Source organism: Geodermatophilus sp. SYSU D00525 (assembly GCF_054050475.1).
Genome location: NZ_JBJGZK010000006.1, coordinates 1 through 19,476, shown reverse-complemented (window position 1 = coordinate 19,476; position 19,476 = coordinate 1). Strand labels below are relative to the sequence as shown.

Here is a 19,476-nt window from a genome sequence, read left to right as displayed (position 1 = left end):
GCTCAGCCCTCGTCCCCGGCGGCGGCGGGGTCCGGCGCCGGCTGCGGGGTGCCGCGCAGGGTGGCGCTGCCGTCGGCGCCGACCACCAGGTGCCCGGCCGCGCCGGCCGGCACCAGGCCCGCGGCGACGGCGGCCGCGGCCAGCTGCGCCGGCGTGCTGCCGGAGACGACCTGCTGCTCCAGCTCCTGCACCTCCTCGGCCTTCTCGGCGTTGGCGTTGCGCAGCTCGGTGGCCCGCAGCGAGTTGACCGCGATGGAGGTGTTGAGCACCAGCAGGCCGATGGTGGTGAGCACCAGCAGCGCGACGACCAGCAGGACGAACGGCGCCCGGCGCCGGGCCGCCGCGGAGCGGGTGCGGGACGCGCCGCCGGGCAGCAGGCGCAGCTCGGGGGGCGCGGTGCGGGACGCCGTCCGGGAGGTCCCCACCCGGGGCGCCGGGCCGGTGGCGCGGGTGCGGGCCGGCCGGGAGGGCAGGGCGCGCAGCGGGCGGCTGGGCAGGGCGCGGGCGACCCGCTCCCCCGGTGCCGAGGGCTGGGCGCGCGACGCGCGCGCGGCCGCACTCACGCCGGCCGCCGGATGCGCTCGGCCGCGCGGACGCGGGCGGACGCCGCGCGCGGGTTGGCGGCGACCTCGTCGTCGGTGGGGCCCTCGCCGCCGCGGGTGAGCAGCCGCAGCACCGGGCCGTACTCGGGCAGCGGGACCGGCAGCTCCGGCGGCGTGCGGTCGGTGGCACCGGCGGCGAGGGTCTGCTTCACGATGCGGTCCTCGAGCGAGTGGAAGGTGATGACGGCGACCCGCCCGCCCACGGCGAGCGCGTCCAGCGCCGCCGGCAGCGCCCGCTGCAGCGCGCCGAGCTCGTCGTTGACCTCGATCCGCAGCGCCTGGAAGGTCCGCTTCGCCGGGTTGCCGCCGGTGCGGCGGGTGGCGGCGGGGATGGAGTCGCGCACCAGGTGGGCCAGCCGCTCGGTGCGCGTGAACGGCTCGCGCGCCCGCTCGCGCACGATCGCGGCGGCGATGCGGGAGGCGAAGCGCTCCTCCCCGTACACCCGCAGCACCCGGGCGAGCTCGGCGGCGGGGTAGGTGTTGACGACGTCGGCGGCGGTGCGCGGCGCGCCGGGGTCCATCCGCATGTCCAGCGGCCCGTCGGCGGCGTAGCTGAACCCGCGGTCGGCGCGGTCGAGCTGCAGCGAGGAGACGCCGAGGTCGAACAGCACCGCCTGCACCTCGTCGATGCCGAGGCGCCCGAGCACGTCGGGCAGCTCGTCGAACACGGCGGGCACCAGGGTGACCCGGTCGGTGTGGCCGGCGGCGGCGATGCGGGCGGCCGCCTCGGCGCGGGCGTGCGGGTCGCGGTCCAGCCCGACCAGGCGCAGCCCGGGGTGGGCGTCGAGCAGGGCCAGCGAGTGCCCGGCCAGGCCCAGGGTGGCGTCGACCAGCACGGCGCCGTCGGCGGCGCAGGCCGGGCCGAGCAGGCCGGTGACGCGGTCGAGGAGGACCGGGACGTGCACGGCCGGTGCGCTCACGTCGTCCTCCTCGCGGGTCGGGCCCAGCGGGGGCGGCTGGGCGGGCGTCTCATGGTGACGCGGACGGCGCTCCGGCTGGGGGAGCCGACCGGGCGTGCCGCGGTGGAACGGCGTCCGGGAACCGCGAGGGACCGGGGAGGGGGCCGGGAAGGGGAGACCCCCGCCCCCGCGGTGCCGCCTGGCGCCGGGGAAGAGCGTCAGGAGGCGGTCGCGGGGAGCGGGGGTCGCCGGTTGCCGGTCCGACCGGCGGCGGGGAGCGCCGCCTGCGCACGGGGTCCGAGCCGCGGGGAAGACGGTTCGGGCCGCACCCGGTCGAGCCGCGGGGAAGTCGGCTCGCGGACGGGCGTGCGGGGGTCGGGGCGACCGGCGGGACGGGGGTCAGGACAGCGTGGGCATCCCCTCGCTCTCCATGGCGGCGAACGCCGCCTCCTGCTCCTCCACGTAGGCGTCCCACGTGGCCTGGTCCCAGATCTCGAAACGGGTGTCGACGCCGACGACGACCACGTCGCGGTCGAGGCCGGCGTACTGGCGGAGGTTCGCCGGGATGGTGATGCGGCCGGCCTTGTCCGGCTCGACCTCGACCATCGACCCGAAGCTCATGCGGGCGCGCATCCGGGCCTCGGCGGTGTCGGCGGGGGCCATGCTGGCGGCGGCGCGGCTCTGTTCGGCGACCCGCGCGATGGTCAGGCCGTAGACGCAGCGCTCCTGGCCCTTCTTGATCACCATGCCGTCGGCCACCTGGTCGCGGAACCGGACGGGGAGCGCGAGCCGGCCCTTCTCGTCGAGACGCAGGGCGAAGCTGCCGACGAACACCGGATCACCTCCCCCATGTGGTCCTCCTCGTGTCCTCTGCGGACCCGGGACGGGCCCTGGCTCCCCACCGCGCCACACACTAACCCACTACGCCCCACCAGACACCACTCGACACCATGTCGTGACCCGCCTCCCCCACCGGCTGGCGTGCAGGTCAGGGGCGCGGGGACGGCGGGGGGCGGCCGGGTGGGGTGCGGTGGGGGGACGGCCCACCCGGAGCGGTTCCGGCGGCGTCCCGGGTGGGGGGACGGGAGGGGTCCGGTGGGGGCGGTGCGCGAACACGTTGCGGACCGTCCCGGGCACGTACCGTGGGCCGGGTGACCGACACCATGCGTGCGGCGGACGGGACGGCGGGGCTGCCGGTCGACGTCGCGGCGGAGGGCGCGCGCATCGCGGCCAACGTGTCCCGCGTCGTCCAGGGCAAGCCCGACGTCGTCCGCCTGGCCCTCGTGGTGCTGCTCGCCGAGGGCCACCTGCTGGTGGAGGACGTGCCCGGCACCGGCAAGACGACGCTGGCCAAGGCGCTGGCCGGCTCGATCGACGCCAGCGTGCGCCGCATCCAGTTCACGCCCGACCTGCTGCCGAGCGACGTCACCGGCGTGGCCGTCTACGACCAGGAGACCCGGGCCTTCGAGTTCAAGCCCGGTGCGGTCTTCGCCAACGTCGTCGTCGCCGACGAGATCAACCGGGCCTCGCCGAAGACCCAGTCGGCGCTGCTGGAGTGCATGGAGGAGCGCCAGGTCACCGTCGACGGCGTCAGCTACGAGCTGGCCCGCCCGTTCCTGGTGATGGCCACCCAGAACCCGGTGGAGATGGAGGGCACCTACCCCCTCCCCGAGGCCCAGCGCGACCGGTTCACCGCGCGGGTGTCGATGGGCTACCCCGACCGCGAGGCCGAGGTCGCCATGCTCGACGACCGCGGCACCGCCGACCCCCTGGCCTCCCTGACGCCGGTGGCCGACGCCGGCACGGTCCGCGCGCTGGTGACGGCGGTGCAGTCGCTGCACGTCTCCGACGCGATCCGCCGCTACGTCGTCGCGCTGGTCGAGGCCACCCGCCGCTCCCCCGAGCTGCGGCTGGGCGCCTCGCCGCGGGCCGGGCTGCAGCTGCTGCGCACCGCGCGGGCGTGGGCGGCGCTGGCCGGCCGCGACCACGTGCTCCCCGACGACGTGCAGGCGATGGCCGTCCCGGTGCTCGCCCACCGGCTGCTGCTCACCGCCGACGCCGCGGCCGCCCGCCGCACCGCCGAGCAGGTCGTCACCGCCCTGCTGTCCACCGTGCCCGTCCTCCGCGGACGCTGACCGCCGTGGGTGGGCCGCTGCGCACGGCGCTGACCTCGCTCACCCTCCGCGGCCGCTGCCTGGTCGCCGCGGGGGCCACCCTGCTCGGCCTCGGCGCGCTGCTCGGCGAGCGGCCGCTGGTGCAGATCGCCGTCTTCGTGCTCGCGCTGCCGCTGCTGTCGGCGGTCGCCGTCGCCCGGCAGCGGTTCCGCGTCGGCGTCCGGCGCACCGTGTCGCCGTCGCGGGTGCCACGCGGCCAGGACGCCGAGGTGCTGCTCGAGGTCACCAACGCCGACCGGCGCACCGGGCGGCTGTGGCTGCTGTCCGAACAGCTGCCGCCCGAGCTCGGCCGCTCCCCCTCCTTCGTCGTCGAGCGGCTGCCCGCCGGCGCGACGGCCGGCATGCGCTACCGGGTGTCCGGCGCCCGCCGCGGCCGGTTCCGGCTCGGCCCGCTGCGGCTGCGCCTGGTCGACCCCTTCGGGCTGGTGCAGCGCACCACCAGCGGCACCGACGGCGCCCCCCTGGTGGTCGTGCCGCGGGTCCGGCCGCTGGGGCCCGGCGGGCCGGGCGGCGGGCACGGCGGCGGCGGCGAGGGCGCCCGCCGCTCGATCGCGGTGCACGGCGAGGACGACGTGAGCACCCGCGCGTACCGGCACGGCGACGACCTGCGGAAGGTGCACTGGCGGGCCACCGCCCGCACCGGCGAGCTGATGGTGCGGCTGGAGGAGCGGCCCTGGCGGGCCCAGGCGGCGCTGCTGCTCGACACCCGCCTGCGCGCCCACCTGCTCACCCGCGCCGCCGGCCCGGGACCGGCCGCCGGCGGCACCGTCCCGGGCCCCCCCGGCGACCCGGCGCCGCCGCAGGACAGCCTCGAGTGGCTGGTGGAGGCCGCGGCGAGCATCGGCACCACGCTGGCCCGGCGCGGCGCCGCGCTGCGCGTGGTCACCACCGCCGGCGAGCTCACCCCCACCGCCCCGGACGGCGGCCGCGCCGCCCCCGCCGCGCGGGCGGCCCTGGGGCCCGTCGAGCTGCTGGACCGGCTGGCCGCGCTCGCCCCCGGCCGCGGCACCGGCCTCGGTCCGGCGGCGGAGCTGCTGCACCGCGTGGCCGGCGAGGGCCCGGTCGTCGCGCTGCTCGGCGCCGTCGGCCCCGACGACCTGACCGAGCTGGTCGCCGCGCGCTCGGGCCCGTCCGCCGACGTCGCCGTGCTGCTGGACGTGGCCAGCTGGGCCGACCCCGGCGCCCGCAGCAAGCGGGGGCTGTCGGCGACGGCGCGCTCGGCGCTGACCGCCCAGCTGGAGCAGTCCGCGGCGCTGCTGCGCGGCGCCGGCTGGCAGGTCGTCGTCGCGGACTCCTCGCGCACCGTCGAGGCCGTGTGGGCCGACCTCGCCCCCGCCGCCGCGGGCGCCCGGCCCGGCGACGTCCTGGGGGTGCTCGCATGACCACCCTCGCGCCGCCGCCCCCGGTCCGGTCCGGCGGGCCGGTCCCGCCGCCGGTCCCCCCACCCCCGCCGGCCGCGCCCGTGCCTCCGGGCACGCTGCGCCGCGAGGGCGGCACGACGCTGGCCGCCGCGGTCGCCACCGCCCTGGGCAGCTGCGCCCTGGCACCGGTCTTCACCCGCCCGGCCTGGGTGCCGCCCGCGCTGGCGGCGATCGCGGTGGTCGCCCTCGGCGGGCTCGCGCTGCGCGCCGCCGGCCCGGCGCTGTGGGCCTGGGCCTCCGGCGGCCGGGCGCTGCCCGCCCGCGCCGGCGCCGCCGGCGTCCCGCTGGTGCCGCTGGGTCAGCTCGCCGCCCTGCTCTGCCTGATGACGGCGCTGTTCGCGCCCGGCGAGGCGATCGGGGGCTGGCTGCCCACCCCGGACTCCCTCGGCGACCTCGCCGTGGTGCTCACCGACGGGTCGGCCGAGGTCCGCGAGCAGTCCACGCCGGCGCTGCCGCTGACCGGCCTGCTCGCGCTCACCGTGCTGCTGGTCGGGATGGTCGCCGTCGTCGTCGACCTGATCGCCGTCGGCGGGCGGCAGCCGGCCCTCGCCGGGCTGGGGCTGCTGGTCCTGTTCTGCGTGCCGGTCAGCACGGTCACCGGCAGCATCGGGCTGACGGCGCTCGCGGCCCCGGCCGCCGGGCTGGCGCTGCTGCTGTGGGCCGACCAGGCGCGCCGGCTGGCGGCGCGGGCCGGGCGGCGGGGCGGCGCCGGCGGGCCCGCCGCGACCGGCACCGCCGTGCTGGCCCTGGCCGTCGCGCTGGTGGTCGGCAGCGTGGTGCCGACCCTGCCCGAGGGCCGGCTGGCGGCCGGCTTCGGTCCCGGGGGCGGCGGCGGGTCGACCGGCACCGCGCTCGACGCGGCCGCGGCGCTGCAGGGCCAGCTCACGCTGCCCGAGCCGATCGACCTGCTGCGGTTCGACGCCTCGGTCCTCGACCCCGGCTACCTGCGCGTGGTGACCCTCGACGTCTACAGCGCCGAGGACGGCTGGACGGTGGGCAACCTCGACGGCGAGACGTCGGTGGCGCAGCCCGGCGACCTCGCGCCGCTGCCCGGCCGCCGCGAGGGCCGGCGGGTCGAGGCCACGATCACCGCGGTCGGCCACGACGACCGGTTCCTGCCGGTGCCCACCTCTCCCCTGACGGTGGAGATCGACGACGCTGACGCCTGGCGGTTCGACCCGGCCACCGGCACCGTCTTCGGCCGCGACGTCACCACCGCGGGCCGCAGCTACCGGGTCACCGCGGTCGAGCCCAGCCCCACCGAGGACGACCTGCGCGCCTCCGGCGAGGTGCCGGCCGGCTCGCCGGTGCGCGAGCGCGACACCGCGCTGCCGCCGCTGGACCCCGCCGTCACCGACCTGGTCGCGGGCCTGACCGCGGGCGCGGCCACCCCCTACGACGCGGTGCGCGCCATCCAGGGCCACTTCTCCCGCGCGAACGGCTTCGTCTACAGCCTCTCGACCCGGCCGGGCACCAGCGGCGACGACCTCGCCGACTTCCTGCGGCTCAAGCAGGGCTACTGCGAGCAGTACGCCGGGGCGATGGCCGCCATGGTCCGGGCCGCGGGCATCCCCGCCCGGGTCGCGCTGGGCTACACCCCCGGCCGGGTGCAGCCCGGCGGCGGACGGCTGGTCACCAGCGACGACGCGCACGCCTGGGTCGAGGTGTACTTCGACGACCTGGGCTGGGTGCCGTTCGACCCGACCCCGATCGACAGCGAGCGCGCCGTCGACCTGCCGTGGGCGCCGCGGCCGGCCGACCAGGAGGTCCTCGAGCGCCCGCAGGACGTCCCGACCGCACCGACCGCGCCCCAGAGCGTCCCGACGCCCCAGCGGGACCGGGTCGACGGCGCCACGCCGCAGGGCACGACGACGGCCGCACAGACGTCGTCGGCGCGCCCGGTGCTGCTCGCCGCCGGCGTGCTGCTCGGGCTGGCCGCGCTGCTGGCCGCGCCCGCCGGCGCCCGGGCGCTGCAGCGCCGCCGCCGGGTGGCCGGCGGCAGCCCGGCCGCGCTGTGGGACGAGCTCGCCGCGACCGCGCGCGACCTCGGCCTGCCCTGGGACCCCGCGCAGACCCCGCGGCAGCAGGCGGCGGCGCTGAGCCGCACCCTCGACGGCGTCGCCGTCGCCGGGGGCGCGCACGGCGCCGGCGTCCCCGGCGCGGCCGACGCCATCGGGCAGCTGGCCCGCGCGGAGGAGGCGGCCAGCTACGGCCGTCCCGGCGCGCCCGCCGACCCGTCCCTGGGCGCCGCGCTGACCCGGGCGCGGCGGGGGCTGGCCGCGGCGGCGGCGCCCGGGGCCCGGCTCCGGGCCCTGCTGTGGCCGGCGTCGCTGGGTGACGCGCTCGGGGCGGCGGTCACCGCCCGCCTGCCCCGCCGGACCCCCGTCGCCTGAGCGGGACCCCGCGGGTCCCGGGCCGGCGGGGTCTACTGCCGGGTCGCCCAGACCGAGGCGCCGTGCCAGTCGATGGCCACGGCCGGCTCGTCCCCCACGACCCAGGCGTCGTGTCCCGGCGGCAGCGTCGTGACGTCACCGGGACCCGCGTCGAGCTCGGTGCCGTCCGCCATGACGACGTGGATGCGGCCGGAGAGGTGGTACTGCTGGTGCGGCGCCTCGCACAGGTCCGTGCCGGCGACCGGCCTGACGTGCTCGGACCACCGCCAGCCGGGCTGGACGGTGATCCTGCCGACCTCGACGTCGCCGGCCAGGCGCACCAGCTCCAGCCGCCAGTTGTCGCCCTGCCGCACCTCGTCGGGACGGTCGAAGGACACGTGCTCCAGGGGCTGTGTCTGCGTCATCGGGACTCCCCCTCCCGAGCGGCCCGTTCGTGGCGGTTCCAGTGTCCCCACCCGTCCCCGGACGGTCGACCCCCCAGGCCACCGTGCCGGGAACGGCGACGGCCGCCGTCCCGGGTGGGACGGCGGCCGTCGGCGGGGTCTCGCGGGCTACTGGTCGTAGCGGCGGCGGAAGCGCTCCTCGAGCCGGTTCTTCAGCGGCTGCCGGCGGGGGCGGCCGCCCCGGCCACGGCCGGCCTGCGCGCCGCGGGCACCGGCCGGGCCGGTCTCGACGGCGCCGGTGGCCGAGCGGTAGTTGAGGACGCCGAGCGCGGCACCGCCGAACATCACGAGGAAGCCGAGGACGCCCAGGGGCACGGACGGGACGACGGCGCCACCGACGAGGACGGCCAGGCCCACCACGACCAGCAGCGCACCGAGCTGCAGCTTCCGCCGGGCCTTGAGCCTGCGGTCGCCGGTGCGGACGGAGGAGGCGAACTTGGGATCGTCGTCGACGAGGGCGCGCTCGATCTGCTCCAGCAGTCGCTGCTCGTGCTCGGAGAGCGGCACCGAGACCTCCAGGTGGGCGGAGCCAGACACCACCGGGCCCGTACCCGGTGGTGACACCGAGGATACGAGCCGTCGGCGGGGTGCGAAAGGCGAGTGCGCGGCGACCCGCCGCACTGCCGTCGGGACCACCCCTCCGGGGGTCCGTGACGGGTCCCCCGGGCCCGCCTCAGCGCACCCGGCGGTCGCGGTCGCGGTGCAGCAGCGTGGCCGGCCGCACCGCGCCGGCGCCGAACCGGCGGGCCGCCCGGTCGGCGGCGAGCTCCGCGTCGCGGCGGCCGTGCTCGCGGGCGCCGAGCTCGAGTTGCCGGGGCGCCTCGCCGGACCGGACCAGCCGCTCGGCCCGCACGCCGACCAGCCGGATCCGCGCCCGGTCCAGCCCGAGCGCGTCGAACAGGGCCCGCGCGGTCTCGTACACCTCCTGCCCGACGTCGGTGGGGACGCCGAGGGTGCGGCTGCGGGTGAGGGTGGTGAAGTCGGCGAAGCGGACCTTGATGCTCACCGTGCGGGTCAGCCAGCCGCCCGCGCGCAGCCGGGCCGCCGTCCGCTCGGACAGCCGCAGCAGCTCCCGGTGGATCACGGCCGGGTCGTCGACGTCGGTGGGGAAGGTCTCCTCGTGCCCGGTCGAGCGCTCCGGCTCGTCGGGCACCACCCGGCGGGGGTCGCGGCCCCAGGCCAGCTCGTGCAGGTGGGCGCCGGCGGCGGGGCCCAGTGCCCGCTGCAGGGTGCGCGCCGGGACGTGCGCGAGGTCGCCGACGGTGCGCAGCCCCAGCCGCAGCAGCACCTGCTCGGTCTTCGCGCCCACGCCCCACAGCGCGCCGACCGGCAGCGGGTGCAGGAAGTCGATGACCTCGGCCGGGCGGACGACGAGCAGCCCGTCGGGCTTGGCGTGGGTGGAGGCGAGCTTGGCCACGAACTTGGTGCCGGCCACGCCGACGGAGCAGGTGATGCCCTGTTCGTCGAAGACGCGGGCGCGCAGGTACTCCCCGATCTCGGCGGCGTCGCCCAGCCGGCGCCCGGCCCCGCCCACGTCGAGGAAGGCCTCGTCCAGGCTCAGCGGCTCCACCAGCGGGGTCACCGACCGGAACAGCGCCATGACCGCCCGGGACACCTCGGCGTAGAGGCCCACGTCCCCCGGCAGCACGGTCGCCGCCGGGCACAGCCGCAGCGCCCGCGCCGTCGGCATGGCGGCGTGCACGCCGTACGCGCGGGCCTCGTAGGTGGCCGAGGTGACCACCCCGCGGTTGCCCGCGCCGCCCACGATGACCGGCGTGCCGGCGAGCTCGGGGTGCCGGCGCACCTCGACGCTGGCGAAGAACGCGTCCATGTCGACGTGCAGCACCGTGCACCCCTCGGCACGCCCGCCCGACGACCGCACGCGACCTCCCCGCTCGAACACGTGTTCGGAGACTAACGGTCCCCCGCCGGCGGCGGCGCGCCGTCCCCGGCGTGTCCGGGGAGCTCGTGACGACGCTGGTCGGCGCATGTGTGACCGGCGCACGGGCGAGGTAGGTGGGACACGACCGACCGTCGTCCGGCGGACGGTCCCGACCCGGATCCCGGAGGAGCCCGATGGCGCTCGACGACGACGACATGACCAGCACGGAGGGTCCGGCCGACAGCGGTGCCGGCGAGGGCACGCCCGGCCAGCACGACGGCGGCGCCGACGGCGGTGCCGACAGCGGCGCGGGCCACGGCCCGGCCGACGGCGGCGCGGTGGGCGGCGGCTCGGACGGCGGCGCGGACGGCGGCGCCGACGGTGGTGCGGACGGGGGCGCGGACGGCGGCGCGGACGGTGGTGCCGACGGCGGCGCCGGTCACGGCCCGGCCGACGGCGGTGCGGACGGCGGTGCCGACGGCGGCGCCGACGGTGGCGCGGACGGTTCGGCCTGAGCCAGGACCCGGCCGTCGCGGGGTCGGGCGGGGCTGACACCCGCCCGGCCCTGCGCCGGTGCACGCACCTCGACCCCGCGGTCTTCGCCGAGCGGTACTGGTCCCGCCGCCCGCTGCTCGCCCGCGCCGAGGACACCGGGGAGTCGTTCACCGACCTGCTGACGCTGACCGACGTCGACGAGCTGCTGTCGCGGCGCGGCCTGCGCACGCCGTTCCTGCGCATCGCCAAGGACGGCGCCGTCGTCGACGCCCAGCGGTTCACCACCTCCGGCGGCGCCGGCGCCGAGGTGGCCGACCAGGTCTCCTCCGACGCCGTGCTGCGGCTGTTCGCCGACGGCAGCACCGTGGTCCTGCAGGGCCTGCACCGGCTCTGGCCGCCGCTGATCGAGTTCGCCGACCAACTGGCCGCCGACCTGGGGCACCCGACGCAGGTCAACGCGTACGTGACGCCGCCGTCCTCGCGCGGGTTCAGCCCGCACTACGACGTCCACGACGTCTTCGTGCTGCAGGTGGCCGGCGAGAAGCGCTGGACCATCCACGAGCCGGTGCTCGAGGAGCCGCTGCGCACCCAGCCGTGGACCGACCGCCGGGCCGCCGTCGCCGCGGCCGCCGAGCGCGAGCCGGTGGTCGACGCCGTGCTGCGCCCGGGCGACACCCTCTACCTGCCGCGCGGCTACCTGCACTCGGCGGTCGCGCTCGGGCAGACCAGCGCGCACCTGACCATCGGCGTGCACTCGGTGACCCGGTGGGCCGCGGCCGAGTCGGCGCTGGACCTGGTGCGGGTGCTGGCCGCCGAGGACCGGGAGCTGCGCCGCGCCCTGCCGCTGGGCCTGGACCTGTCCGATCCGGCGTCGGTCCGCGACGACGTCGCCACGGTCGTGACCGCGCTGCAGGAGTGGCTGGGCCGGGTGGACCCCGGCGAGGTCGCCGAGCGGCTGCGCTCGCGGACCTGGTCGCAGGTGCGCCCCGAGCCGGTCGCGCCGCTGGCGCAGGCCACCGCGGCGGCCGCGCTCGGCCCGGACACCGTGCTGCGGCTGCGCCGCCGGCTGCGCTGCGCGCTCCGCGACGCCCCGGCCACCGCCGAGGGCGGGCGGGTCGCCCTGCTGGCCGGCCGCCGCCGGCTGGAGTTCCCCGCCTCCACCCGCGCCGCGCTCGAGGGCCTGCTGGCCGCCGGCGAGCTCAAGGTCGCCGACCTGGCGGGCCTGGACGCCGACGACCGGCTCACCCTCGCCCGCCGGCTGGTCACCGAGTCGATCGCGCTGGTCGCCGGCGCGGCGGTGCAGGGCGCGCACGGGGTCGACGGCGTCCCGGCCACCGCCCCCGAGCCGGGTCCGCACGGACCTGGCGCCCCGGCGCCGGACGCCGGCGGGGACGATGGGGAGCGTGCCGACGCCCTCGGGACCGGGTCGTGACCCCGTCGCCTCCTCCCGGGTGACCGCCACCGTCCCCGCCCGTGCCGGCCGGCTCGACGCCACCCGCTGCTCGGTCACGGCCCTGGTCCGGGGGGACTCCCCCGTGGCCACGGCCGGGCCGGCGCAGCGCTGGCTGCTCGTCGAGCAGCCGGGCCCGTGGGGCCGCGACGCGCTGACCGGCTCCCGCATCGACCCGGCGGTGACCGCCCGGCTGGCCGCGCGCGCCCGCGCCGAGGGCGTGCGGGTGCTGCTGGTCCGCCGGCCCGGCGACCGGGCCGCGGACTCCGGGCGCCGCTGGGCCTACGCCGACGGCCGCCCGGGCCGCGAGGGCCTGTGGTGGTCGACCCGCGACGACGACGCCGAGCTGGTCGGGGCCCCCTGGGACGGCTCGGTCGGCGAGCGCGCCGACCGGCCGGCGTACCTGGTGTGCACGCACGGGCAGCACGACGCCTGCTGCGCGCTGCGCGGCCGGCCGCTGGCCGCGGCGATGCCCGCGCCCGCCGACGTCTGGGAGTGCAGCCACCTCGGCGGCTGCCGGTTCGCCTCCAACGTGCTGGTGCTGCCGCACGGGTTCGCCTACGGGCAGGTGCCCGGCGACGGCGCCGACCTCGTGGCCGCGCACGCGCGCGGCGAGGTGGCGCTGCCGTGGCTGCGCGGGCGGGCCGGGCTGCCGGGGCCGGTGCAGGCCGCCCAGCAGGCCGCCCGCGAGCGGCTGGGGCTGCTCGGGGTCGACGACCTGCCGGTGCGCGGCTCCCGGCGGCTGGCCGCCACCGCGGCCGAGGACGCCGGCGGCGTCGAGCGGTTCGAGGTGGTGCTCGGCGGCACGGACGGCGACGTCGTGGTGCGGGTGGAGAGCCGCCCGGCGGACGAGGCCGCGCAGCTGACCTGCCGGGCGGTGCACGCGGCACACCCGCGCACGTGGACGGCGCTGTCGGTGTCCCCGGTCCGCTGAGCCGCCCCCGTCGGTCAGGTGAGCGCCCGGCCCCGGGCGAGCAGCAGCGGGATCGCGACCTCGGCGTCGGTGAGCGACCCGTGGTAGGCGGCCAGCCGGCTGGGCCCCGGCTCGGCGGCCGACGCGGTGACCGCCCACGGGCCGCGGGCGAGCGCGACGACGTCGCCGATGCGGGCGGCCATCCCCTCGCCGACGGCGCCGAACACCCCGCTGGCGACGGCCTCCTCGCGCCCGGCCACCCAGGCCCGGTCGCCGAGCACGCCGCGCCAGGCGTCGAGGACGTCGGCGGCCGCGCCGGGGACGGTGTGCACGTAGCGGGCGCGGGGCTCCCCGGCCAGCAGCGCGACGCCGTCGAGCAGGGCGGGCTCGTCGTCGACGTCGACGCGGGTGCCGGCGGGGACGTCGAGCATGCCGTGGTCGGCGGTGACCAGCAGGGCGGCGTCGTCGGGCAGGCCGGCGACCACCTGCTCGACCACCCGGTCGACCAGCGTGAGCTGCACCCGCCAGCTGTCGGAGTCCACCCCGCGCACGTGGCCGGTGAGGTCGAGCTCGGGGGTGTAGCCGTAGACCAGCCCGGTGGGGGTGGCGGCCAGCGACTGCAGCAGCACCGCGGCGAGGTCGCCGGCGCTGACCGTGCCCGCGTACGCCGCGCCCCGGTACACGGCGGTGGTCAGGCCGGAGCCGGCGTAGGCGTAGGGGGCGACGGCGGTGACCGGCAGGCCGGCGGCCGCGGCCTGCTCGAACACCGTGGGGCGGGGCTGCCAGTCGCGGGGGTCGGGGTCGTCGGCCCACTGGACGTGGTTGAGCAGCCGGTCCTCGCCCGGGACGGCGGTGACGAAGCCGAGGACGCCGTGCCCTCCCGGGGGGACGCCGGTGCCGAGCGTGGCGAGGCTGACCGGGGTGGTGCTCGGGCACGGGGCGGCGAGGTCGCCGGCGGGCGTGGCCAGCGCGGCGAGGGCCGGGGCGAGGTGCGCGTGCGCGCGCAGCAGGTGCGCGCCGAGGCCGTCGACGAGCAGGACGGCGACCCGGCGGGCACCGGCCAGCGCCGCGGTGAGGCCGAGCGGGTCGGCGGGCAGACCGCCGCGGTCGACGCCGACCCCGAGGGCGGCGGCCGCGCCGGGCAGGACGTCGGCGAGGCTGGCCGCGCCGTAGGCGGGGCGGACGAGGTCCGGCGGCAGCGCCGTCACGGGCGCGCGGCCAGGACGTGCAGGCCGGCGGCGACGTCGCGGTAGGGCGAGGTGCCGGCCAGCGCGAGCTCGAGGCGGCGGACGGCCTCGGGGTCGGCGCCGGAGCTCGCGTCGAGCAGGTCGGCGACGACGGCGACGCCGCGCCACTCCTCCGGCTCGAGCCCGGCGTTCCGCAGCAGCGCGAGGAGGTCCTCGGAGCCGAAGCGGCGGCGGGCGGGGCGGGTGCGGCCGGGGGCGGGGTCCCGGTCCTCGAGCAGGGCCAGCGCCTCCTTGGGGTGGCCGCCCAGCGCGCGGGCGAGGACGGCGCCGGCCCGGTTGGCGGTCGCCACGCTCACCCGGCCGCCGGGGCGCAGCGCGCGGGTGATCTCGCCGAGGGTGGTGGCGGGGTCGTCGACCACCTCGAGGACGGCGTGGCACAGCGCGAGGTCGTAGCCGCCGTCGGCGAGAGGCAGCTCGTGCAGCAGGTCGCCGTCACCCTGCAGGCCGCGGACCCGGTCGCCGACCCCGGCGGTCTGCGCCCGCCGCTCGAGGGTGGCCAGCGCGTCGGCGCTGGGGTCGACGACGGTGACCTCGTGGCCGCGGCGGGCCAGCGGGACGGCGAAGACGCCGCTGCCGCCGCCGACGTCGAGGACCCGCAGCGGGGAGCCCGCGCCGGCCAGCGGGTCGAGCGCGGCCCAGACCGCGGCGGTCCGGACGGGCAGCTGCTCGCCGGTGGACGGGGCGGGGGCGGTCACCCGTCCGACCCTAGTGGCGGGGGCCTGCCCGCACCGGCCCGCGGCCGGGTCAGGCGGAGACCGCGTCGGCGGCCCGCTCCAGGTCGGCGACGACGATCTTCCGCATCGTGAACATCTGCTCGACGGCACGCCGCCGCCGGTCGGGGTCGGGATCGGCCTGCAGCTCCAGCAGCCGGACGGGCACGACCTGCCAGGAGACGCCGAAGCGGTCCTTGAGCCAGCCGCAGGGGGCCTCCTCGCCGCCGTCGGTGAGCCGGTCCCAGAAGTGGTCGACCTCGGCCTGGTCGGCGCACAGCACCTGGAAGGAGATCGCCTCGCTGAACCGCCAGTCCTGCGGGCCGCCGTTGAGGCCGACGTACTCGGTGTCGCCGAGCCGCCAGCTGACGGTGAGGACCTGCCCCTCCCGCGCCGGGTCCTCGGCGCCGTAGCGGACGGTGCCGAGGACCTCGGCGTCCGGCCAGATCGACGTGTAGAACCGCGCGGCCTCCTCGGCCTCGGTGTCGAACCACAGGCACGGGATCTGCTTCGGCATGGCTGCCCTCCTCCGCGGCGCCGGCCGGGACGCCGGCGCTCGGGAGGACAGACGCCACCGGCGCCCCGGACTCATCGCTGCGCGGAGCCGCGGCGGGCCGCGGGAGGTGCTAGTGGCCCGAGCTGCCCGGGCTGGAGTGCCAGAGCTTGCGCGGGGCGGCTGCCGCAGCCCGGCGGGCGGCGGTCGCGGCGTCGTCGCCGGCGGGCTTGACGTCGGCGTACGGCGACATCCGGAAGCCGGTCGGGTGCACGAGCACCGGCTTGACCACCACCGGCCGCGAGCCGTGCGACGCCGCCGCCCCGGCGATGGCCTGGTCGGTGTACTCCCCCGGCGCGGCCATGTGCTCGGCCACCGCGGCCAGGCCGCCGGTCTCCCACGCCTCGTACAGCGCGGGCAGCTCCCAGGCGCCGGTGGCCCGGATCGACACCCCGCGCGGGCCGGTGCGCCGCAGCACCCCGCGGATCACCAGCAGCCACGAGTGGAACACCGTCGCCGCGTAGGGGCCCTGCACGTCCTCGAAGAAGGTCGAGTCGGTGCAGCCGGTGCCGTCGTCGAGGGTCACGAACACCACCCGGCGCCCCGACCGGATCGGCGGGGTCTGGGTGGCCACCTTGACCCCGGCCACCAGCACCTCGGCGTGGCTGCGGGCGCCGAGCAGCTCCCCCGCCGGCACCGCCCCGATCGCCGAGAGGAACGGCCGGTAGAAGTCGACGACGTGCCGGCTGGCGTCCAGCCCGAGCACCTCCAGCTCGGCGCGGACCAGCTCGGCGTCGGTGAACTCCGGCAGCCCGCTGCCCTCCGCCCAGCCCGGCCCGGTCTCCTCGGGGGCGCCGTCCTCCTCCGGGACCTCCAGGCCGAGCAGGTCCAGGCTGAGCTGCCCCACCGCCCCGGCCCTCGCCCCGCTGCGGCTCCACCGGTCCAGCTCGCTGATCTGCAGCAGCAGGTCCCGCCGGGTCACCGACCGGCGCGAGCGGGTGGGCCGGCCGGCCTCACGGTCGCGCACGCCGAACCCGTACAGCGAGTCGAAGCCGCCGGCGAGCACCAGCCGCTCGACCACCGGCCGGGACACCGCGGCCCGCGACCAGAAGTCCGTCAGCGACCGGTAGGGCTGCCCGGCGACGATCCGCGCCACCTCGTCCTCGCCGATGCCCTTGACGTCGGTGAGCGACAGCCGGATCCCGTAGGCCGACGGGTCGGGCATCGCCGCAGGCATCCACTCCGGCCGCCGCCAGTCCTCCCGCCGGTCCTCCGGCGCCAGCCGCTCCACCCGGTAGGTGCCGGTCGAGGCGTTGACGTCCAGGCCCAGCACCCGGATCCCGAAGTTGCGGGCGTCGTCGAGGATCAGCCGCTTCGGGTACATGCCCGGGTCGTGGGTGAGCACCCCGGCGAGGAACGCCGCCGGGTGGTGGGTCTTCAGCCACGCCGACTGGTAGGTGGGCAGCGCGAACGCGGCCGCGTGCGCCTTGCAGAACCCGAACGAGCCGAAGGCGACCAGCACCTCCCACACCTCCTCCACCACGTCGACCGGGTAGCGCCGCAGCGCCTCCGGCACGAACCAGGCCCGCACCTCCGGGTGCAGCTCCTTGTCGCCGAGCGCGCGGCGCGCCTCGTCGGCCTGGGCGAGGTCGCAGCCGGTCATCTGCGCCACGATCTGCAGCACCTGCTCGTGGAAGACGACGACGCCGGCGGTCTCCCGCAGGAACGGCGCGAGGTCCTCGTGCGGGTAGACCGGGTCCTGCCAGCCGTTCCGGGCCAGCAGGAACGGCGTCACCATGTCGCTCTTCACCGGCCCGGGCCGGAACAGCGAGATGTCGATGACGATGTCCTCGAACGTCTCCGGCCCGAACTTGCCGACCAGCTCGCGCTGCCCCGGCGACTCGATCTGGAACATGCCGAGGGTCCGGGTGCTGCGGATGAGCTCGAACGTCGTCGGGTCGTCGCGCGGGACGGCGTCGACGTCGACGGCGGTGCCGTCGACCCGGGCCACCTCGTCGAGGGCGTGCGCGATCGCCGACTGCATCCGGATGCCGAGCAGGTCGAGCTTGAGCAGCCCGAGCTCCTCGACGTCGTCCTTGTCGAACTGGCTCATCGGGTAGCCGAGGTAGCTGCTCTCCACCGGCGTGCGGTCGAGCAGCGTGGCGTCGGACAGCAGCACGCCGCACGGGTGCAGCGCGATGTGCCGGGGCAGGCCGTCGAGCCGGGCGACCAGGTCGAACAGCAGGTCGAGGTCGCCGGTGCCGCCACCGCGCCGCGAGCCCATCCGGCTGGCCCGCAGCTCCGGCAGGTCGCGCAGCGCGGCGTGCACCTGGTTGGCCCGGACGTGCGGGAAGGCCTTGGCGACGGCGTCGATCTCGGCCGGCGGCAGCCCGAGCGCGGCGCCGACGTCGCGGATGGCGTGCCGCACCCGGTAGGTGTCCATCATCGAGATGCAGCTGACCCGGTGGGCGCCGAAGCGGGCGATGACCGCGTCGTAGACCTCCATCCGCCGGGCGGACTCCACGTCGATGTCGACGTCGGGCAGCTGGTGGCGCAGCGGGGACAGGAACCGCTCCATCAGCAGGCCGTACCGGATCGGGTCGACGTCGGAGATGCCGAGCAGGTAGGTCACCAGGCTGCCCGCGCCCGACCCGCGCGCGGCCGCCCGGACCCGCAGGCCCTTGATGAGGTCGACCACGTCGGCGACGGTGAGGAAGTAGGAGGGGTAGCCGAGGGAGTCGATGACGGCCAGCTCCTCCTCGAGCCGCCGGGTCACCCTCTCCGTGCGGGCCATCCCGCGCCGGCCGAGCCCCGCCTCGCAGCGGGCGCGCAGCACCTCGGAGGGGTCCGTCCCCCGCTCCCCGGGCGCGGTGACGACGTCGAGCTCGGGATAGCGCACGGTGCCGATGCCCAGGTCCTCGCGGACGTCGACGGCGCACTGCTCGGCCAGCCGGGCGGTGCGCTCGGTCAGCCGCAGCGCGGCGTCGCGGTCGGGGCCGGCGAGCTCCGCGGCGACCTCGGCCATCTCCTTGCCCGACTTGAGGTGACCCTCGGCGGTGCGCCGGTCGACGTGCCGCGCGTCGAGGGCGACCAGCCTGCGGGAGGCGTCGAGGACGTCGGCGGTGGGCGCGTCGAGGGCGTCGACGTAGCGGACGGCGTTGGTGAGCACCGCCGGCACGCCCTCCTCCTCGGCGAAGCGCAGCAGCCGCTGGGCGCGGGAGCGGTCGCCCCGGCCGCGGTGGTGCACCACCTCCAGCACCAGCGAGCCCGGGCCGAACACCGACCGCCAGGCGGCCAGCCGCGCGGAGGCGACGTCGGCCCGCCCGGCCGCGAGCGCCCGGCCCACCGGTGAGTCCGGCCCCAGCACCGCGACCAGCCCGGGCGCGTGCTCGGCGGCCAGCGCGAGTGAGGCCACCGGCTCGCCGCGGGTGCCGCGCAGGTGCGTGGCGCTGGTCAGCCGGCACAGCGACCGCCACCCGGCGCCGTCGCGGGCGAGGAAGGTGACCCGCGGCAGCCGCGGGTCGACACTCGCCCCTCCCCGCACGGGGCTGCGCCGCGCCGGCGCCGGCCGCGCGGGGGCGTGCCCGGTGCGGCGCAGGGAGAACTCGTCCTCGCCCAGCACGTGCGCCCGCGCCGGCGGCACGGTCGTGTCCACCGCCGGCGCGACCGCGAGGTCGACGCCGAACAGCGGCCGCAGCCCGGCCGACCGGCAGGCCAGCGCGAACTTGACCGCGCCGTAGAGCCCGTCGCGGTCGGTCAGCGCCAGCGCCGTCATGCCGTGCTCGGCGGCGCGTGCGACCAGGTCGGCCGGGTGGTTGGCCCCGTACCGCAGGGAGTAGCCGGAGGCGACGTGCAGGTGGACGAAGGGGTCCCCGCTCACCGCCCGCGGGCGGGACGGTGGGCGGTGCCGCCGACCACGCGCGGCCGGGGCGCCGGCTCGGGCGTGGTGGCCAGCAGCTCCTCGACCACGGCGAGGAAGGTCCCGGCGTCGCGGACCAGGTCGTCGGCCTCGCGCTCGGTGACCGCGCGGGACAGCCCGGCCTCGGCCGCGGCGCGCTTGGCCGCGCCGGCGGCGAAGAAGGTGGCCCACTCCCCCAGCTCGGGGGCGACCTGCTCGAGCAGCACCCAGGCGCTGCGCGGCCGGCGGCGGCCGCTCTCCGGCCGGGTGCGGGCGGCCAGCACCCCCGCGGGGGGGGGGGGGGGCGCCCCCGGCGGCGGGGGGGGGGGGGGGGCCCCCCCCCCCCGCGCCGAGCGACCCGGTCAGCGCGCCGGTCGACAGCCCCTGCAGCGTGCGCGCGGCCAGCAGCCAGCCCACGCCGTCGGCGGCGAGGAAGACCGCCATCGCGACCGCCTG

17 protein-coding genes are annotated in these 19,476 nt (G+C 78.4%); 6 read left to right on the top strand and 11 right to left on the bottom strand.

Annotated features, from left to right (window positions below):
* Nucleotides 1-2 precede the first annotated feature (2 nt).
* The 3 genes from ACI796_RS07055 to mraZ form a co-directional block, all read right to left on the bottom strand.
* Nucleotides 3-563, bottom strand: a complete 561-nt coding sequence (locus ACI796_RS07055; protein WP_456940522.1) for a hypothetical protein — start codon at nt 561-563, stop codon at nt 3-5.
* Complete coding sequence (gene rsmH, locus ACI796_RS07050; protein ID WP_456940521.1) at nt 560-1,522, bottom strand: 16S rRNA (cytosine(1402)-N(4))-methyltransferase RsmH; 963 nt, start codon at nt 1,520-1,522, stop codon at nt 560-562. The genes ACI796_RS07055 and rsmH overlap by 4 nt, the downstream gene beginning before the upstream one ends.
* A gap of 378 nt (nt 1,523-1,900) precedes the next feature.
* Nucleotides 1,901-2,335, bottom strand: coding sequence for a division/cell wall cluster transcriptional repressor MraZ (mraZ, locus tag ACI796_RS07045; protein WP_456940520.1), 435 nt, complete (start codon nt 2,333-2,335; stop codon nt 1,901-1,903).
* A gap of 317 nt (nt 2,336-2,652) precedes the next feature.
* Between mraZ and ACI796_RS07040 the strand changes: the two genes are divergently transcribed.
* From ACI796_RS07040 to ACI796_RS07030, 3 genes are read left to right on the top strand one after another with little or no spacing between them, the layout of a single operon-like run.
* Nucleotides 2,653-3,636, top strand: a complete 984-nt coding sequence (locus ACI796_RS07040) for an AAA family ATPase (protein WP_456940519.1) — start codon at nt 2,653-2,655, stop codon at nt 3,634-3,636.
* Between the two features lie 5 nt (nt 3,637-3,641).
* Complete coding sequence (locus ACI796_RS07035; protein WP_456940518.1) at nt 3,642-5,057, top strand: DUF58 domain-containing protein; 1,416 nt, start codon at nt 3,642-3,644, stop codon at nt 5,055-5,057.
* A complete protein-coding gene (locus tag ACI796_RS07030) occupies nt 5,054-7,489 on the top strand; it encodes a transglutaminase family protein (protein WP_456940517.1) in 2,436 nt (811 codons plus the stop codon). The genes ACI796_RS07035 and ACI796_RS07030 overlap by 4 nt, the downstream gene beginning before the upstream one ends.
* Nucleotides 7,490-7,521: 32 nt before the next feature.
* Here the strand turns inward: ACI796_RS07030 and ACI796_RS07025 are convergent, their stop codons facing one another.
* The 3 genes from ACI796_RS07025 to dinB form a co-directional block, all read right to left on the bottom strand.
* Nucleotides 7,522-7,893 (bottom strand): cupin domain-containing protein, encoded by a 372-nt coding sequence (locus ACI796_RS07025; protein ID WP_456940516.1) that lies wholly within the window; start codon nt 7,891-7,893, stop codon nt 7,522-7,524.
* A 147-nt stretch (nt 7,894-8,040) separates the two neighbouring features.
* Entirely contained in the window at nt 8,041-8,469 is a 429-nt protein-coding gene (locus ACI796_RS07020) for a DUF3040 domain-containing protein (RefSeq protein WP_456940515.1), read from the bottom strand.
* Nucleotides 8,470-8,605: 136 nt separating this feature from the next.
* Nucleotides 8,606-9,778, bottom strand: coding sequence for a DNA polymerase IV (dinB, locus tag ACI796_RS07015; RefSeq protein WP_456940514.1), 1,173 nt, complete (start codon nt 9,776-9,778; stop codon nt 8,606-8,608).
* 230 nt (nt 9,779-10,008) lie between these two features.
* Here dinB and ACI796_RS07010 point away from each other — a divergent pair, with 230 nt between their 5' ends.
* The 3 genes from ACI796_RS07010 to ACI796_RS07000 all read left to right on the top strand — a co-directional run bounded on the left by ACI796_RS07010 (nt 10,009) and on the right by ACI796_RS07000 (nt 12,693).
* Complete coding sequence (locus tag ACI796_RS07010) at nt 10,009-10,329, top strand: BatC protein (RefSeq protein ID WP_456940513.1); 321 nt, start codon at nt 10,009-10,011, stop codon at nt 10,327-10,329.
* A gap of 287 nt (nt 10,330-10,616) precedes the next feature.
* On the top strand, nt 10,617-11,741 hold the full coding sequence (locus ACI796_RS07005) for a cupin domain-containing protein (RefSeq protein ID WP_456940512.1): 1,125 nt from the start codon (nt 10,617-10,619) through the stop codon (nt 11,739-11,741).
* Between the two features lie 19 nt (nt 11,742-11,760).
* Nucleotides 11,761-12,693 carry a sucrase ferredoxin gene (locus ACI796_RS07000; RefSeq protein WP_456940511.1) on the top strand — a complete coding sequence of 311 codons (933 nt, stop codon included), beginning with the start codon at nt 11,761-11,763 and terminating at the stop codon, nt 12,691-12,693.
* A gap of 14 nt (nt 12,694-12,707) precedes the next feature.
* Here ACI796_RS07000 and ACI796_RS06995 read toward each other — a convergent pair whose 3' ends face one another.
* The 5 genes from ACI796_RS06995 to ACI796_RS06975 all read right to left on the bottom strand — a co-directional run bounded on the left by ACI796_RS06995 (nt 12,708) and on the right by ACI796_RS06975 (nt 19,304).
* Nucleotides 12,708-13,880, bottom strand: a complete 1,173-nt coding sequence (locus ACI796_RS06995) for an alkaline phosphatase family protein (RefSeq protein ID WP_456940510.1) — start codon at nt 13,878-13,880, stop codon at nt 12,708-12,710.
* Nucleotides 13,877-14,614, bottom strand: coding sequence for a class I SAM-dependent methyltransferase (locus ACI796_RS06990; RefSeq protein ID WP_456940509.1), 738 nt, complete (start codon nt 14,612-14,614; stop codon nt 13,877-13,879). The genes ACI796_RS06995 and ACI796_RS06990 overlap by 4 nt, the downstream gene beginning before the upstream one ends.
* A gap of 49 nt (nt 14,615-14,663) precedes the next feature.
* Nucleotides 14,664-15,146, bottom strand: coding sequence for a VOC family protein (locus ACI796_RS06985; RefSeq protein ID WP_456940508.1), 483 nt, complete (start codon nt 15,144-15,146; stop codon nt 14,664-14,666).
* A gap of 109 nt (nt 15,147-15,255) precedes the next feature.
* Nucleotides 15,256-19,002 carry a DNA polymerase III subunit alpha gene (locus ACI796_RS06980; protein ID WP_456940507.1) on the bottom strand — a complete coding sequence of 1,249 codons (3,747 nt, stop codon included), beginning with the start codon at nt 19,000-19,002 and terminating at the stop codon, nt 15,256-15,258.
* Nucleotides 18,999-19,304 carry an SAV_6107 family HEPN domain-containing protein gene (locus tag ACI796_RS06975; protein ID WP_456940506.1) on the bottom strand — a complete coding sequence of 102 codons (306 nt, stop codon included), beginning with the start codon at nt 19,302-19,304 and terminating at the stop codon, nt 18,999-19,001. Before ACI796_RS06975 ends, ACI796_RS06980 begins: the two co-directional genes overlap by 4 nt.
* Nucleotides 19,305-19,476: the final 172 nt, after the last annotated feature.